The organism is Deinococcus puniceus, assembly GCF_001644565.1.
Classification (GTDB): domain Bacteria; phylum Deinococcota; class Deinococci; order Deinococcales; family Deinococcaceae; genus Deinococcus; species Deinococcus puniceus.
On record NZ_CP011387.1, the window covers coordinates 886,646 to 902,684 of the forward strand.

Genomic DNA, 16,039 nt, shown 5'->3' on the forward strand with positions numbered 1-16,039 from the left:
CATTGTCTAGATAAAAACAGGGTGGTCAGATGGGGGTGTTCACGGCTTCCCGGTCATCCACCAACCGCTGAATTCGCCCCTCATCTACCCGCACCCGCACCTGTCCATCCACGATATGCAGGCTTTCGCGGGCGCTGAGACTCAGTGTGAGGGGGCCGCGTGGGTGGGCTAGCGTCACCGTTTCGCCGGAATCGTGGGGTTGGCGGGCCATCACCGGATACGGTTCACCTTCGCCCACAGTCACGGCCTGTTCGGGCACCAGCAGGCACAGGCCGCCCGGTTGCGCCCACAGGTTGAGATGGCCCAAGAACGCCGCCACCCACGCCGTTGCCGGATGCCGGAACACGTCCCGCGCCGCGCCTTGCTGCACAATCTGGCCTGCCCGCATCACGGCCACGCGGCCTGCCAAGGCCAATGCCTCGCGCTGATCGTGTGTGACCAGCAGTACGCCCGCGCCCACCCGCGCAAACAGCGCCCGCAACTCGCCCCGCAGTTCGGCCCGCAGGCGTTCATCCAAGTTGCTGAGGGGTTCGTCCAGCAGCAGCAGGGGAGAGGCGGTGGCGAGGGCACGTGCCAGCGCCACCCGCTGCGCCTGCCCACCGCTGAGCTCGGTCACGCGGCGGCTCCCCAATTCCGCCAGATTCACCAACGCCAAGGCTTCCCGCGCCTGTGCAGCAGCAGTGGGCCGGGGCAAGCCGCGCACGCGGGGGCCGTAGGCGACGTTGTCCAGCACGCTCAGATGGGGAAACAGAGCGTAGTCCTGAAACACCAACCCGATGTGCCGCGCTTCGGGGGGCAGGGCCGTCACGTCCCGGCCACCGACTTGCACCGCGCCGGAATCTGGAACCTCCAGCCCCGCGATGATCCGTAAAACCGTGCTTTTGCCGCAGCCACTCGGCCCCAACAGCGCCACCGTTTCGCCCGCTTCTACCGTGAGAGACACGTCTTTCGCGGCCTGAATCCCGTTTACGCCGCCGTAGCGTTTGCTGAGGTTCTGGGCGTCTAGGGCAGGGGAAGTTTTAGTCATAGAGTGCACGGTTCCCAAAGATTCCACACCCTACACCCCATAGCCCGCTTCACGTCACTTCCCCTTCGCCGCCGTCCAGCAGCGTAAAGGCCAGCACCGCCAGCACCAGCAGCAAGGTTGCCAGAGCGCAGGCTTCGGTGAGGTTGCGTTCTCCGGGGCGGCCTAGACGGTCATACAGGCCCGTGCTGAGGGTGGCCCACTCCGGGCGGGTCAGGACTAAAGTGGCCCCGAACTCGCCCAGCACGGTGGCGAGGGCCAAGGCCGCGCCGCCGCGCAGGGCCGGAAGAGTCAGGGGAAAGGTGACGGTGCGCCATACCGTCCAACTGCCCGCGCCGAGTGTGCGGGCGGCTTCAAGCGTGCGCGGCGGCAACGCACGGAGCGCCGGAAGCAAACTGCGCGTGACCAACGGCATGCCCAGCAGCGTATAGGCCCCGATCAGCAGGGGCAGGGTGGCCGACAGCGCCGGATACGCCAGCAGGTAGCCCACCGCCAGACTGACCGGAGACACCATGAGGGGCAGCAGCGATAAGCCGTCCAGCACACGTGAAACTGGCCCACGCGCCCGCCAAGCGGCCAAAGCGTGCAGCCCGCCGAGTGTGACTGCACCGATCAGAGCCAAGACGCCGAAGCGCAGGGTGTTCCCCACCAAAGCCCATGTCTCAGCATTGCTGAGAACGGCCTCCCACGCGCTAAAACTGAGGCCACTAGAGGTCAGCACGCTGCGGGCCACCACCGCCAGCAATGGCCCGAAGCAGATCAGTGACACGCCGCCCATCAGAAGCCAGATCACGGCCCGTGTGCCCCCGCGTGCAGGCACCAGCCCCCGCCCACTGATGCCCGCGCCCCCGCGTGTGAGGGCCACATAGGCCCACGTTGCCGCGCCCGTCAGCAGCAGTTGGCCCACGATCAGGGCCGAGGCTTCCGGCAGGCGCAGTTGGTAGGCGGTGAGGGTGTAGATCTCCACTTCCAGCGTGCTGTAGCGCTCGCCCCCCAACGTGAGCGGCAGGCCGAAGCTGAGGGCCGAATACAAGAACACCAGAATGAATCCGGCGGCCAGTCCGGGTAGGGCTAGCGGGAGTGCCACCGTCCAAGCCGCCTTCCAGCCCGATGCTCCCAATGACCGTGCCGCGCCGATCAGATTGGGCGGAACCCGTGAAAACCCCGCGTGGGCCAGCCGAATCATCACGGGCAGATTGAAGAACAGATTGCCCAGCAGCAGCAGGCCGGGGCCGTCGCTCAGGTCAATCCCGGTGAGTCGGGTGATCCAGCCTTGCGGCCCCAAGAGCGCGGTCAGGCCCAGCACGGCCACCAGTGTGGGCGTCACGAACGGCAGCAGCAAGAAGCGCAGAAACGCCGCCCGCCCCGGCACGTCCCAGCGCGACAGCAGGTAGGCCAGCGGCCCGCCCACTGCCAGTGCCACCGCCGCCGTGCCCAGCGCTTGCCCCAGCGTCCAGCCGAGGCGGCCCACAAAATACGGATCGCGCCACACGCCCAACTGCACCCCGCCTTCAGCCAGCGTGCGCCCCAGCGGAAGCGCCAGCAGTAGGGCCATGAAACTGAGGGGCAAGAGGGCCAGCAGGAAGGTGCTTAAGCGGGCCACCTAGCGCCGCAGCACGTTCGTCACCCAGCCGTCGATGAGGCGTTGCGGATTGGCGAGCAACGCGGGTTTGATGGGCGCTGTCTTGGGCTGCTCGGCAAACTTGAACACCGGATTCAGCGGCGTGCCTGCCACCGCCGGGTAAATCCACATCCGGGTGGGAATGTCGGCCTGCACGCCCCCCGACAGCATGAAGTCCACGAATGCGCGGGCCAGTGCGGGCTGCTTGGCTCCCTTCAGCACGCCCACGCCTTCCAGTTGCAAAAAGGTGCTTCCGGGCAAGAACAGATTCCCGGTGGGTGACTGCTGGGTCAACTTGGCCGCGTTGAATCCCTCGGCATAAAAGACCTCGGCGGCGGGGCTGCTGGCATAGCTCAGGACAATGGGAAACTTGCCCCCGTTGCGCGTAAATTCCTTGTAGTACGCATCTGACCAGCCGCGTGTGACCTTCATGCCGCCCGCGCGGGCCATGCGCCACCAGTTCCACGCGCCCGCCTCGCCGTACTGGTTCACGCTTGCCAGCAGGAAGGCCAAACCGGGGCTAGACGTCGCCGGAGACGACACCACCGTCAATTTGGCATAGGCCGGATTCTTGAGGTCATCCAACGTTTTGGGCAGGGCCAGCCCCGCTTTCTGGAACCAAGCGCGGTCATAGTTGAAGGCCACCACGCCGTAATCCACCGTATTCAGCAGGGTTGTCCCGTTGGCCTCATCCATGCGGTAGGCGGCGGGCACGGCCTTCAACGCGGGCGAGCGGTAGGCATCCAGCACCCCGGCAGCGCGGGCACGCGGCAGCAGGCTGTTATCTATCCCGTACACCACGTCGGCCAGCGGCGCACGGCGGGTCAGGATCAGGCGGTTCAGCAGTTCGCCCGCATCGCCCGCCTTCACAAAGCGCACGCGGGCGGCGTTGGCTTTCTCGAAGGCCGCCACCAACGCCTTATCGACCTCGAAACTGTCGTGAGAAATGACGGTGAGGGTGGTCTGGGCCGAAGCCACGCTGCCCAACAGGAGTCCTGCAATGATCACTACTCGTCTAATCTGCATAAAAAAGCCCCTTCGCGTCAGGAAGGGGGGCGTTTCCCTGACGATGCAGGGCACACGGAACGGGGCCGCACTGGGTAAGTAGCACTGGGCAAGCGTTCCGCGCATCACGCTCCCTCCGCCGGAATGACCCGGATCAGGTTCCTGGGGTATGTCTCAGCCCTAACGTTTTAGGGCACCCCCGGTGACGACAGGGGAGAGCATAGCGCAGAAGTTGGGGGAGACAGCATCTTTGGGTGCTTTGTCTAAGAGTCAAGGGTTTAAGGTGCTGGGGTGGGTATGCCGTTGGGTGGCTTCTTCGCACCCCAAAGGAAGAAGGCTTTAGCAAAAACGCCTCAGCCTTTCCTTAGACCCTAGACCCTTAGACTAGCCCCCACACGGTCAACTCCAAGTTGTTCGCCGCTCCTGAGACGCCTCCCCTGTCCTTCAGCCCCCATCATGTTCCCATGACTCTTCCCGCTCCCTTCAACCTCGTAGTGTGGCTGATTGTGCAAGACACTCAGGGCGGCGTGCTGCTCGGACGGCGCGAGGGCACGGGCTACGGCGCGGGACTATGGGGCTTGCCGGGTGGCCGAGTCGAGCGCGGCGAAGCGTTGGCCGACGCTGCCGCCCGCGAAGTGTGGGAAGAGATGGGCCTACAAGTGAGCGCGGCAACGCTGACCTTCGTCGGCGTCAGCCGCTACGACGTAGGCGGTGTGCAGGGCAGCGATTTTTTGTATCTGGCACGTGACTGGAGCGGGGAACCTCTGGCTTTGGAGCAGACCTCGGAAGTGGGTTGGTTTGATCCGGCCCAGGTGCCTGCCGACAGCTTGCCTTGGTTGGCGGGCGTGCTGGCCGCGCATTTGCTGAATGGCCGTGTGCTGAGCGAGCAACTCGACAGCCTAGACGGCGTGCAGCCGCGCTGAATTGCCTGTTCGGCGTTGCTTATTCCCCCTCGCTTATTCGCCCCCCTTCTGCATTAGTCTGCCCCTATGCAAGATGTTTTGGTGATTGGAGCGGGCTTGGCGGGCCTCACGGCGGCGCGGGTGCTGACGCGGGCAGGGCGGCGCGTGCGGGTGCTGGAAGCGGGGGCAGAAGTGGGCGGGCGGGTGCGTTCGCGCCAACTGGAAGGCTTCACACTGGACGCCGGATTTCAGGTGTTGTTCACGGCTTACCCGGCGGTGCGGCGGCACCTGAACCTAGAGGCGCTGGATTTGGTGCCCATTCCCCCGGCGGCGGTGGTGCGGCGTGGGGCGCGGGCAGACGTACTGGGCGACCCCATCCGCGATCCGGCCAGCTTGTTTTCGAGCCTGACCACGCGGGTGCTGCCGCTGCCCGACAAACTGCGGGTGGCAAAACTGGCCGCGCAACTTCGCACGCCTCCGGTTCACACGCTGCTGAGCGGCCCCGACGAGTCCACACAGGACTATCTGCGGCGTCAGGGCTTTTCAGAGGCAGCTCTTGACCGATTCTTTCGCCCCTTTTTCGGCGGCGTGTTCCTGCGGCGCGACTTGTCTACGTCGGCCCGGCTGTTCCGCTACTACTTCCGCATGCTGATGGACGGCCAAATTGCCGTGCCACGCGGGGGTATGGGCCAGATTCCGGCGCAACTGGCAGACGGGCTGGACGTGACCTTGGGCGTGCGCGTGACCCGCCTGACCGCCCACCGGGACATGGTCAGCGTGGCCACACGTGCGGGCGATCTGGAGGCCCGGAACGTGATCGTCGCCACCGATCCGAACACGGCCCAAACGCTTCTGGGCGGAGACTTGGCGCGCGGCAGCCTCAGCAGCGCGTACTTGCATTACGCCACGCCGCACCCTATAGACCCGCAACCCCGCCTGCTGCTGAATGCCGAAGCGGGCTGGATCAACAACGCCCACTGGATCAGTCAGGCGGTGCCGGGGCGTGCGCCGGAAGGCCAACATCTGCTGATCGCCACAGTGCTGGGCCGCCCCACAGTGTCTATAACAGAAGTCTCCGATGCCGAACTGGATGCACAGGTGCGGGCAGAATTGGCCGTCTGGTACGGCGAGGCCGACGCCCGCACCCTCCGCACACTGCACATAGAGCGAATAGAACACGCCCAGTATCCCCAGCCTGCCGGGTACGCCGCCCACCTGCCCGGCCACGCCACCGCGCTTCCCGGCGTGCTGCTGGCCTCCGAACTGACCTCCATGAGCGGCATTCAGGGCGCGATGGAAAGCGGCGAAAAGGCGGCGGCCATCGTGCTGAGCGACTTGGTGGCAATGAGCAGACCGAGGGGGAGCTAATGCCAGAACTGCCCGCCGCCGCATTAGATCATCTGGTCATCGCCGCCCGCACGTTGCAAGAAGGGCAAGCGTGGCTGGAAGGACGTTTGGGCGTGACGCTCGCACCCGGTGGCGAACACACGCAATTCGGCACGCACAATGCGCTGCTGTCGCTGGGGCCGGACGCCTACCTAGAGGTCATCGCCATCAATCCGCACGCGCCCGCCCCTTCCCGCCCGCGCTGGTTTGGGCTGGATACACCCGAAATACAGGACAAGTTAGAGAATGGCCCCGCCCTGATTCACTGGGTGGCGAGTGTGCCCAGCCTGCCCCCCACTCCAGACCTGCTGGAACTCTCACGCGGCGAGAACCGTTGGGCGTTGACCGTGCCCCAAGATGGAAGCTTGCCGGGCGGCGGCGTGCAGCCCAGCCTGATCGTGTGGCACACGCCGCCCCCGCCCACGCGCCTGCCGGATGCTGGGGTGCGCTTGGCTTCCCTGCGTCTGGGCACGCCTGACCCAGACCGCCTGCGTGCTTGGCTGGACGCTGTTCATTTTGCGGGGGAAGTAGAAGTCTATGAAGCGCCTCAACCGGAATTGGCGGCCTTGCTGGAAACGCCGCACGGGTTGGTGACGCTGTGAGCGTGGAAGATTACTCCCTCTCCCTTGAGGGGGGAGGGCTGGGGACTCGCAGAGCTGCGAAGCAGAGGGGGTGTATGAGCGCAGCGATTGCCTTTCCTTAGACCCTCAGACCCTAGACTCTTAGACAAGGCACCCGGAAACTTAGCCCCATGAAACTCCCCCCGCCAGACGCCACTTTCTACACCCACCCCCCGGCCACTCCCGAACGGGCCAGCGTGGGCGCAGTCGTGCTGAAGCGCAGCGATTCCGGCTGGCTCCTCGCCGTTGTCATTGAACCCGGTGACTATCCGCAACTGCCCAAAGGCGGCGTAGAAGCGGGCGAAACGCATGAGCAGGCGCTGATGCGGGAACTGCGCGAGGAAGCGGGCCTATACGCCGTGCGCGTGGTGGCCGACTTGGGCACGCTGGAACGCTTGAACTACGCCCGGACGCTGTGGCAAGTCACGCGCTACAGCCTCGGCGTCACGGAGGAGATGGGTCAGCCGCCGCTGGAACCCGGTTTCAGGCTGGAATGGCACGCTCTGGCCGACGCGCCGCCCCTCTTCTGGCCCGAACAAACGCGGCTGGTGGAACAGGTTAGAGGGGCATTGGCACGCGGAGAATACGGCTTGGAAGGTGGCATGTAGAACGTGGATCGTGGACAGGGAACCTCCAACCTACGATCCACGTTCTACATTCCTCTCCGGGTTCCGTCCAATTCCGCCACAATCGGAACACCACCGCTTGCGGCTCCATCTCCCGAAACCCGTCCTTGTTCTTCCTCCTTCTAGTCGGATTACAGCGCCAAACGACGGCGCTTTCAATCGGAATTACTCGAACAGCGTACTCACACTCTCCCCGGTATGAATATTGGCAATCGCGTTGGCAAACAGCGGCGCAACGTCCAGCACGGCCAGTTTGCCGCCCGCCGCCAGAATCTTGCTTTCGGGCACCAGCACCGTGTTGGTACTCGCCACCTGCGTCACGTCCAGCGCGGCGATTCGCTCTATGGCGGGGCCAGTATAGACGCCGTGAGTCACCGCCACATACACGTCTTTTGCGCCCATGCTGCGGCAGATATTCACGGTCTCCACGAGGCTGCCCGCCGTACTGATCTCGTCGTCCACGATGAACACGGTTTTGCCTTCCACTTCCCCGATCAGGGCGCGGGGCCGAACTTCGGTGTCGCTGATGCGCTCTTTGTCGATCATGGCGAGGCCGGAATCGAGGCGGCGGGCAATGTGGGACGCCCGCTTGATGCTGCCCGCGTCGGGGGCCAATACTACACCTTCATGGGCGTTGGGCACACACTTTTTGAAGTGTTGCGTCAGCACGATGTCCGCCGACAGGTGGTCTACGGGCACTTTGAAAAACCCGTGAACCTGCGGCGAGTGCAGGGTCATCATCAGGATTCGGTCTGCGCCTGCTTCCTGAAGCAAGTCGGCCACCAGACGGCCCGCGATGGAGATACGGGGGCTGTCTTTTTTGTCGCTGCGGGCATAGCTGTAGTACGGAATCACGGCGGTCACGCGGCCTGCACTCGCGCTCTTGGCGGCGTCGATCATGAGCATCAGTTCCATAATCGCGTCGCTGACGGGCGTGCTGAACGTCTGAATGATGAACACGTCGCCTTCTCGCAGGGACTCTTCGTAATGCACGATCAGGTTGTCGTTGGTGAATTTCTCGGTTTTGCTGTTGCCCAGCGGCACGCCGAGGTTGTCGCAGATGGACTGTGCCAGCGGGCGGTTGCTCTGGCCTGCAAACACGAGCAGCGGCGCACGGTGGCTTCTGGCAATGCGGTCAGTGTGGGTGGATCGGAGCAGGGACACGGTGAAATCCTCCAGAAACGGGGAGAGAAGGCGCGGGGCAGTCGGCAGAGCTTGTCGCAGGCAGCATACCGTGAGTGGCCGGGCGGGGCCGTCCGTCGCTGCGTGACAGGGCTAGAAGTGAGGGCGGGTGGCATACGGAACGTGGATCGTGGTCTGGGATGTTGTCCCTTTCCACGATCCACGTTTTCCATTCCACGATCTGCGATTCACGTTCCCGGCTTCCGGCCATCGCGTCTGCGCGTATCTGCACCGGAGGCCGACTCCACTCTGGAAGCCGTGTGTTTCCCACTCGCTCTGCTCGGATTAAACAGAAATCCTCTGTCCGATCAGAATTTATTCCCCCCTGAAAATCTTCCCCACCTTGTCGAAAAACCCTTCCGGCTTCTCGTTCACCTCGTCGCCTACCGCGCGGGCATAGGCCAGCAGGGCTTCGCGGGCTTCGGGAGTCAGTTGGGCGGGTTTGGGCACCTGCACGTCGTATTCCACGATCAGATCGCCGCTGCCTGCACCCTGCAAGCGGGGCAACCCTTGCCCACGCAGGCGGTGCAGTTCGCCGTGCTGCGTGCCTGCCTTGACCTCTACGTTTTGGGGGCCGTCCAGCGTGGGCACGGTAATTTGCCCGCCCAACGCGGCTTTAGCAAATCCGATGCGCGAGGTGTAGATCAGGTGTTCCTGCTCGCGGCGCAGCTCGGCGTGGCGCTCCATTTCTATGTGTACGTACAGGTCGCCGTTTCCCCCCGGCCCCTCGTTGCCCATGCCCGACACGCGGATTCGGTAGCCCTCGTCTATGCCGCGTGGCAGTTTCACCTTCACCGTTTCGGCCTTCAGAGTGCGGCCCCGGCCCCGGCACACGGTGCAAGGGTCTTCGATCAGGACGCCTTCGCCCCGGCAGGTGGGACAGGGCTGCTGGGTGTCGACTACGCCAAAAATAGTGCGTGCTTGTGCCCGAACCGCGCCCGCGCCCTTACAGGTGGTGCAGGTTTTGGGCGGCTTGCCCCCCGGCTCGCTGCGGTTGCCCTGACAGTGTTCGCAGGTGGTCAGGCGGTCTACATTCACCTCGATTTCGTCGCCCGCCCGCGCCTGAAGCAGCGTCACATGTGCTTCGGTTTCGAGGTCGTCGCCGCGTGCAGGGCCACGCCGCCCGCCGCGCCCGCCCACTGCGCCGCCGAATAACTGCTCGAAAATGTCCATCGGATCGAAGCCCGCCCCGCCCATGCCGCCAAACGGGTCGCCCCCCGGCATGCCGTTGCCAGGCGCACTGCCGAAGCGGTCATAGTGCGCCCGCTTTTCGCCGTCCGACAGTACCGCGTAGGCCTCGTTGATGCGGGCAAACTGCTCGGCAGCGCCCGCTTCCTTGTTGCGGTCAGGGTGAAATTTGAGCGCCAACTTGCGGTAAGCACTCTTGATCTCGTCGGGGGCGGCGGTGCGGGCCACGCCCAGCAGGTCGTAATAGTCTGTTTGTCCGGTCATATCAGTGTCTCTTGGCCTCTTGGTGGGTGCGCTGGATAAGCGTGATTTTGGGGGTCACAGCCAGCGCCACAGCACCAGCATTTAACCCACAGGTTAACATGACCACACTCAGAAAAAGTGGTGTCGGGGGTATGGCTCGCTTGCGGGCGTGTTTATTGCTAGATCAGGCCCAAGTGCAGCTCGAGTTTTGGATGGAGTGGGCTGGGGCGCTGGCTGTTGTTCCGTTCAGTCATAGGGCGGCGGGCGACAGGTCATTCTCCGGCACTTCCTGCACGGCAAAGTGAAGCCAAGCCTCTGCCTCCGCCTGCTCTTCCGCATCAGTGGCGTATTCCGTTGCGTACAGCACATAGGCGCGCCGCAACTCATGCTGAACCTGCTCCAAAAGTTGTGAAGTCGGCTCAGAGCTTAAAATTTGCGTTTTGGGCGGCGCAGTCACACCAGAACTGTAGTCCATCCAACCTCACCAGTCCAAAATCACCTTCCCACTTTGCCCGCCCAACATGGCGTCGAAGCCTTGCTGGAAGTCGTCTATGCCGAAGCGGTGAGTGAGGATCGGGGTCAGGTCTAGGCCCGATTGAATCAGGGCGGCCATCTTGTACCACGTCTCGAACATCTCGCGCCCGTAGATGCCTTTGATGGTCAGCATCTTGAAGATAACGGCGTTCCAGTCGATGTCTACGCGGCCCGCCGGAATGCCCAGCAAGGCGATTTTTCCGCCGTTGTTCATCACGCCCACCATCTGGGCAAAGGCCGGACTGCTGCCGCTCATCTCTAGGCCCACGTCGAAGCCCTCGGTCATGCCCAGTTCTGTCGTCGCCACCGTCCAGAGGTCTTCGCGGGCCACGTTCACCGCCCGTGTGGCTCCCATCTTGCGGGCCAAGTCTAGGCGGTAGTCATTGATATCGGTGACCACCACTTGCCGCGCTCCAGCATGTTTGGCAACGGCGGCGGCCATCACGCCAATCGGCCCCGCGCCCGTGATCAGCACGTCTTCGCCCACCAGATCAAAACTCAGGGCGGTATGCACGGCATTCCCAAATGGGTCAAAGATGGCCGCCACCTCATCCGAAATATCGTCGGGAATCTTGAAGGCATTGAAGGCAGGCAGCACCAGATATTCGGCAAAGCTGCCCGGACGGTTCACGCCCACGCCGAGGGTATTGCGGCACAGGTGACGGCGTCCTGCACGGCAATTCCGGCAATGCCCGCAGGTCACGTGGCCCTCACCGCTCACCCGGTCTCCGACCACGAAGCCGCGCACCTCGCTGCCCATGCCCGCCACCACGCCCACATATTCGTGGCCCACCACCATCGGCACGGGAATGGTGTGCTGTGCCCACTCGTCCCATTTGTAAATATGAACGTCGGTGCCGCAAATGCTGCTCTTCTTGACCCGGATCAGCAGATCGTTGGGGCCGGGGGTAGGCACGTCGGTTTCGATCATCCAGATGCCTTCGCGGGCGTGTTGTTTGCTCAGCGCCCGCATGGTGCGCGGCAGTTGGACAGCTTCAGAATGGGATGGTTCGGAAGGATGAGGCGCAGGAGAAAGGGTCACGGCAACGGTTCTACTCCCCCTAGACAACTCGTGCAATGTGGGCCTTCACCGTTGGCCGGAATAGCGGGCCACCGTCTTCTGTCGGCCATTCGTCAACGCTGGCTCAAGCTCCAGTGTGGCCTCCCGGTCATGTTGGGCGCGTAGGCTGTAGCCATGATCAAATTCCGCCGCCAGAATGCCCTGACCCCCGAAAAAGACGCCGAAGTGAACATCAACCTCGTGCCGCTGCTGTTTTTCGTGGTGGGTTACGTGGCCGTGCGTGCCCTGCTGCACACCGCCCAGACCGCCGCGCCTGACGGAGACGCCGCCGAATAACCGGCCCTACGGACTCCACTCCGCGTAGCCCGGACTCTTTCCCACTCGCTCTGCTCCCCTTCGGGGTTTTGCAAATCGGATCGGATCCTAAATAGAGCAGGATTCAAGTCGGTTTCCGCTTTACCCCCAAACAGTGCCCCCAGCCCCGCTAGGGCGGTGTGATGACCCCGAAAGACTAGCCGCGCTACTCTGACTCTATGACCAATCCCGCCCCTCAACAATTCAAGAGCGCCCGCAGTGGCCGCTACGTGGTTCCCGGTTGGATGAATCTGGTGCCCGGCCAGAGCGACAGCGTCGAAATTCAGCTCAACATCGAAGAAAAAGACCTGACGCGTGAGCAGGCCAGCCTTCTGATCGAGTACTGGGCCACCCCCACCGACCTCACCCTGCAAAGCGTGCTGCCTGTGCGGGCTTTTACGGCTGCCCCCGAAGGCTGGTGCGTGTTCGTACCCGCGCAGGGCCGCGTGTTGGTGCGGGCCATCGATCCCCAGCCCAATCCGCCTGTGCTGGCAAGCCACTGGATCAACGTCGATCCCCAGACGCCCGCCGGAACCACCGTGCACGTGCAGGTCAACTTCCCCGTTGCGCCTACGCCCGTGCAGAATCTGTTTTTGAAACCGAACTGAGGGCGGAGGAAGTGGGCTGTAGGGTGCGGCGAAAAGCCCGTCCTACAGCTCATTGTTGGTGTTTACCACCCCAAAAGTCCTTCCACGCCCCGCCTTGTCGCCGCCAATGCCTCTCCCAGTTTCCAGCTTGCCCGGTCACGCGGCCCCACCGGGTTGCTTATGCCGCGTATTTCTAGTGCGGGCACGCCCCAGCGCAGGGCCGCGTGCGCCACACCCGCGCCTTCCATGCCTTCGCACATTGCACCGGGAAAGCGGGCGGCGAGGGCATGGGCCACAGCCACATTACCTGTAACCGTGGACAGCGTGAGGGCGGGGCCGTAGCCGACGCGTAGGCCAGACTGTTGCCCCCCGGAATGCTGGAGGCGTTCGGCCAGAGCCTGTGCGCCTTGCCATGCCGGAAATATCCCCCCATTGGGCTGATCGGAGGGTTGATCGGGCTGCACGCTGAGGCCCAATTCCTCCAAAGACAAAAACGTTTCCTGACCCGGTAAGCCGTCTACCGCGCCCAAATCGGCCTGTGCCATCAGGCTGGAAACGGCGAGATCGCCGGGATTCAGGCCGCTGCCGGGGTACGCGCCGCCGATTCCGGCACTGACGGCCAGATCATAGGGTTCCTGCATCAGCTCTTGCTGGGTGGTCAGGGCTGCCGCCACCGCGCCCACGCCGCACACGACGACATGCGCGGGCACGCCTGCCAGCCTCGCCGCTTCGCCCGCTGTGGCTACGATAATCAGGACTTTCATGTGCGGTCAGTATGCGGCAGTCGGAGTGTGGGCGGGGGAGAAAAGCGTCAAAGGGTCTAGGGTCTAAGAACGGCTGCGCGTTTGGGACACTAACGCCGCACCTTCCGCACCAGTTCCCGCAACTTCTTTGCCCCTTCCGGCGAGGCTTCCGGCGAATAGCGGGCTTCGTGGTAGGCGTTCAGGAAGGCGCTCAGCGATTCCGAGGACTGAGGCCAACGCTGCTGCACACGCAGGGCGTAGGCGCTGGCGGTTTCTCCGGGGGCGCGGGGCAGGCGCAGGCGCAGGGTCAGGTCATGCAGAGCGCGGGCGGCGAGGTCACGGGGGCGGGCGGCGCGGCGGGCCACCAACAGGGCGGGCACAAAGGCCAACGCGATCAGCCCCAGCAAGGCCAACAGATACGGCGCGGCCCCCACTTCGCCAAGCCCCACGCGCCCCAGCAGGCTGCGTTGCTGCTCGCCGTTGTAGCCCACTACCGTATCGTTCCAGCGGTTTTGAAGGGCGTCCACGCGCAGGCGCAGGCGGGCAAAGGTACCGATGGGCGCGGCTTGGGTAGCATTCGGGCGGGTCAGGGCAGTGCTGAGGTTGGTGTTCAGGCGGGCGGGGGCCACCACCGCTGTCGGGTCTACCCGCGTCCAGCCGCGCCCTGCCAGCCACACTTCTACCCAAGCATGCGCGTCCTGCTGCCGCACGATCAGGTAGCCGCCGTCCGGGTTGATTTCGCCGCCCAGATACCCACCCACGATCCGGGCAGGCAACCCCGCCGCCCGCATCAAGAAGGCGAAGGCACTGGCGTAATGCTCGCAGAATCCGGTGCGTGCGCCCACAGTTGAAGTACCGAACAAGAAAGCGTCCACGCGGTTTTCTTCGGGCAAAATGGGCGGATTCAGGGTATAGGTGAAGCCGCCCGTTTGGAGGTAGTTCAGCGCCGCTTCTATGCGCGCCGCTGGGGCCAACCCAGTCCAACTGGCCGCCAAGTCGCGGGCGCGGGGACTCTGGCCCACTGGGAGCAGCAGGTTGTAATTCAGGCGCTCAGGGCTTTCCTGGACGCCTAGGCGGGCGCTGCGGCCCCGGATGGCGTAGCGGGCGCGGTTGGTGCTGGGGCGCGGGTTCACGGCCTGAAACGCCGTAGACAGGAACGCGCCGGGCGGCAGTTGGGTGGGCACGTCCAGCGCCAGTAGCCACGGTTTGCCGTTGGGTTCCAGCGTCAGGGTGTAGGCGCTCTCCGGGCCAGTCGCCTCTATGCTGGGCGACGCACCCCGCAGCCGCGCCTGTGTCCACGCCAAGCCGTCATACCCCTCGAATACTGGGCCGCGCCAGTAGCGGTCTTGGGGGTCAGGCAGGCCCATGCTGAAATCGGCGCGGAAGGCGACCGCATTGCTGCGGGCCAGGTCGCTGAATTCTCCGGCGCGAATTTCGTCCGACAGCCCGGTTTGGGCGCGGCCTTGCAGCGGCAACTGCCACAGCGGGCCGTCTGGGCGCGGAAACAGAACGAACAGCACCAGCATCAGCGGGAGCGCGAGCGCCACTACTTTGCCCGCCGTTCGCAGGGGGCCGGGTTCTGTATCGGCCTGAGTGTTTGGCACCACCCACACGCCCGCCACCGCCAGCATCAGGGTGATGCTCAGCAGGGCGTGCAGGGCGACGAGTGGCCCCTGCCCATGCAAAAAGTGCGTGAACGTGACGAACAAGCCCAGCAGCACCAGCAGCCGGGCGTCACGCATATTCCGCGATTCGGCGGCTTTGAGGGCCACCAACAAACCCAGCAAGGCCGTGCCCGCATCACTGCCCAGCAGCGTGCCGTATTCGGCGTTGAGGGCCACCGCCGCCAGCCCTGCCGCGATGCCCAGCAGCCAACTGGGGAGGTGGCGTGGCAGTCGCCAAGTCTGTATGGCTTGGGGCTGTAGAGGACGGGTCTGCCACGCGGTATAGCCCAGCAAGACGGCGCTTAGTACCGACACCCACACGGGTTGGCGCAGCACTCCCGGCGCGAGGGCCACTGCCAGCCCGAACAGCGTAAAGCGCAGGGCGGCGGCGGGGAGAATGGGGAGAAGATGGGGGGATTTTGGGGCAGGCAGAGGCGCGGGCAACGGCTGATGCAGCGCCAATGCCGTCAGGGACGCCCGTGCGTGGGCTTCTCCAGCGGCTACAGGCAAGGTGTGCCCCGGCAGAGTTAGGCCGAACGGCAGGCCACTCGCCCGCGCCGCGCCGATCCAAGCACTCAGCCGAGAAAGGCGGGCCTCGGTATTGCCCAGCGCCGCCGTATCGGCCCAGTCGAACATCAGGGCCGTCCCTGCCGGGGCGTCGAATTCGCGGGTCAGCAGCGTGCCCGTGCGGGCGGCGTGCTTCCAAGACACGAGGCGCGGCGAGTCTCCCGGTACGTAAGCCCGCAAGCCCGAAAAATCTTCGGTGCCAGCGGTACGGGTCAGGCCTTCGCCAGCGGCCCCGGTACGGCGCGTGGGCGGCGGTGCGCTCTGTTCGGGGGCCGGAAACACGGCGGGCAGCACCTCCAGCCCCACGTCTGCCAGCGGCAACACCTGCACCCAGCGCCACAGGCCGAGGCTGTCGTAAGCGGCGATCTGCACACGGGGCAGGGTGAGCGGGCCGCGTGCTTGGGCAGGAAGCTTAAGAGTAAATCGGCCCGCTGCCTCTGCCGGAGTGCGTCCAGTGGCGGTAGTTGTTCCCAGACGCACTTCGAACGGCGTGCCTGCCAGTCCCGTCGCCCCCCCGGTCAAGGCCGATTCGGTTCCCGCGAACGCCTCCATCGGTGCGTCCAACTTGACCCTTAATGCACGCCCCGCCCGCATGGCCTGTCCGGCGGTGACGGCCCAGACGCCTGCCAGCAAGAAGGTCGCGCCGTAGCCCAAACTTAGGCTGTAATTCACGCAGCCCACCAGGGTCAGCACGGTCAGCAGCAGGAAGCCGACGCCCATGCGGGTGGGGCGTAGGCGGTAGGAGAGGGCAGAGAGAGCCAAGGGGGAGGCC

15 protein-coding genes and 1 riboswitch are annotated in these 16,039 nt (G+C 64.6%); of the genes, 6 read left to right on the forward strand and 9 right to left on the reverse strand.

Going from position 1 to position 16,039, the window contains the following annotated elements; translation table 11 throughout:
* Nucleotides 1-25: 25 nt before the first annotated feature.
* From SU48_RS04060 to SU48_RS04070, 3 genes are read right to left on the reverse strand one after another with little or no spacing between them, the layout of a single operon-like run.
* On the reverse strand, nt 26-1,027 hold the full coding sequence (locus SU48_RS04060) for an ABC transporter ATP-binding protein (protein ID WP_064014136.1): 1,002 nt from the start codon (nt 1,025-1,027) through the stop codon (nt 26-28).
* Between the two features lie 49 nt (nt 1,028-1,076).
* The gene (locus SU48_RS04065) at nt 1,077-2,579 is read right to left on the reverse strand and encodes an ABC transporter permease (RefSeq protein ID WP_064015828.1); all 1,503 of its coding nucleotides are present in this window, start codon (nt 2,577-2,579) and stop codon (nt 1,077-1,079) included.
* Nucleotides 2,580-2,627: 48 nt separating this feature from the next.
* Nucleotides 2,628-3,671, reverse strand: a complete 1,044-nt coding sequence (locus SU48_RS04070; protein WP_082869812.1) for a thiamine ABC transporter substrate-binding protein — start codon at nt 3,669-3,671, stop codon at nt 2,628-2,630.
* Between the two features lie 92 nt (nt 3,672-3,763).
* Nucleotides 3,764-3,861: riboswitch (TPP riboswitch) on the reverse strand.
* Nucleotides 3,862-4,114: 253 nt separating this feature from the next.
* On the opposite strand from SU48_RS04070, the gene SU48_RS04075 reads away from it, so the two are divergent.
* The 4 genes from SU48_RS04075 to SU48_RS04090 all read left to right on the forward strand — a co-directional run bounded on the left by SU48_RS04075 (nt 4,115) and on the right by SU48_RS04090 (nt 7,166).
* Entirely contained in the window at nt 4,115-4,573 is a 459-nt protein-coding gene (locus SU48_RS04075) for an NUDIX domain-containing protein (RefSeq protein ID WP_064014137.1), read from the forward strand.
* A gap of 66 nt (nt 4,574-4,639) precedes the next feature.
* The gene (locus tag SU48_RS04080) at nt 4,640-5,920 is read left to right on the forward strand and encodes an NAD(P)/FAD-dependent oxidoreductase (RefSeq protein WP_064014138.1); all 1,281 of its coding nucleotides are present in this window, start codon (nt 4,640-4,642) and stop codon (nt 5,918-5,920) included.
* The gene (locus SU48_RS04085; RefSeq protein ID WP_064014139.1) at nt 5,920-6,540 is read left to right on the forward strand and encodes a VOC family protein; all 621 of its coding nucleotides are present in this window, start codon (nt 5,920-5,922) and stop codon (nt 6,538-6,540) included. The genes SU48_RS04080 and SU48_RS04085 overlap by 1 nt, the downstream gene beginning before the upstream one ends.
* A gap of 149 nt (nt 6,541-6,689) precedes the next feature.
* Nucleotides 6,690-7,166 carry an NUDIX domain-containing protein gene (locus SU48_RS04090; RefSeq protein WP_064014140.1) on the forward strand — a complete coding sequence of 159 codons (477 nt, stop codon included), beginning with the start codon at nt 6,690-6,692 and terminating at the stop codon, nt 7,164-7,166.
* 183 nt (nt 7,167-7,349) lie between these two features.
* Here the strand turns inward: SU48_RS04090 and SU48_RS04095 are convergent, their stop codons facing one another.
* The 4 genes from SU48_RS04095 to tdh form a co-directional block, all read right to left on the reverse strand.
* A complete protein-coding gene (locus SU48_RS04095) occupies nt 7,350-8,348 on the reverse strand; it encodes a ribose-phosphate diphosphokinase (protein WP_064014141.1) in 999 nt (332 codons plus the stop codon).
* Between the two features lie 333 nt (nt 8,349-8,681).
* On the reverse strand, nt 8,682-9,818 hold the full coding sequence (gene dnaJ / locus SU48_RS04100; protein WP_064014142.1) for a molecular chaperone DnaJ: 1,137 nt from the start codon (nt 9,816-9,818) through the stop codon (nt 8,682-8,684).
* A 229-nt stretch (nt 9,819-10,047) separates the two neighbouring features.
* A complete protein-coding gene (locus SU48_RS04105) occupies nt 10,048-10,254 on the reverse strand; it encodes a hypothetical protein (RefSeq protein WP_157451077.1) in 207 nt (68 codons plus the stop codon).
* A gap of 24 nt (nt 10,255-10,278) precedes the next feature.
* Nucleotides 10,279-11,304, reverse strand: a complete 1,026-nt coding sequence (gene tdh, locus SU48_RS04110) for an L-threonine 3-dehydrogenase (RefSeq protein WP_064014144.1) — start codon at nt 11,302-11,304, stop codon at nt 10,279-10,281.
* A 222-nt stretch (nt 11,305-11,526) separates the two neighbouring features.
* Between tdh and SU48_RS14275 the strand changes: the two genes are divergently transcribed.
* A complete protein-coding gene (locus SU48_RS14275) occupies nt 11,527-11,688 on the forward strand; it encodes a hypothetical protein (protein ID WP_197474683.1) in 162 nt (53 codons plus the stop codon).
* 197 nt (nt 11,689-11,885) lie between these two features.
* Nucleotides 11,886-12,314: a hypothetical protein gene (locus tag SU48_RS04115; protein WP_064014145.1), complete on the forward strand. Its 429-nt coding sequence runs from the start codon at nt 11,886-11,888 to the stop codon at nt 12,312-12,314.
* Between the two features lie 62 nt (nt 12,315-12,376).
* Here SU48_RS04115 and mqnB read toward each other — a convergent pair whose 3' ends face one another.
* Nucleotides 12,377-13,057: a futalosine hydrolase gene (gene mqnB, locus SU48_RS04120; protein ID WP_064014146.1), complete on the reverse strand. Its 681-nt coding sequence runs from the start codon at nt 13,055-13,057 to the stop codon at nt 12,377-12,379.
* 89 nt (nt 13,058-13,146) lie between these two features.
* Nucleotides 13,147-16,029: a transglutaminaseTgpA domain-containing protein gene (locus tag SU48_RS04125; RefSeq protein ID WP_331710200.1), complete on the reverse strand. Its 2,883-nt coding sequence runs from the start codon at nt 16,027-16,029 to the stop codon at nt 13,147-13,149.
* Between the last annotated feature and the right edge of the window lie 10 nt (nt 16,030-16,039).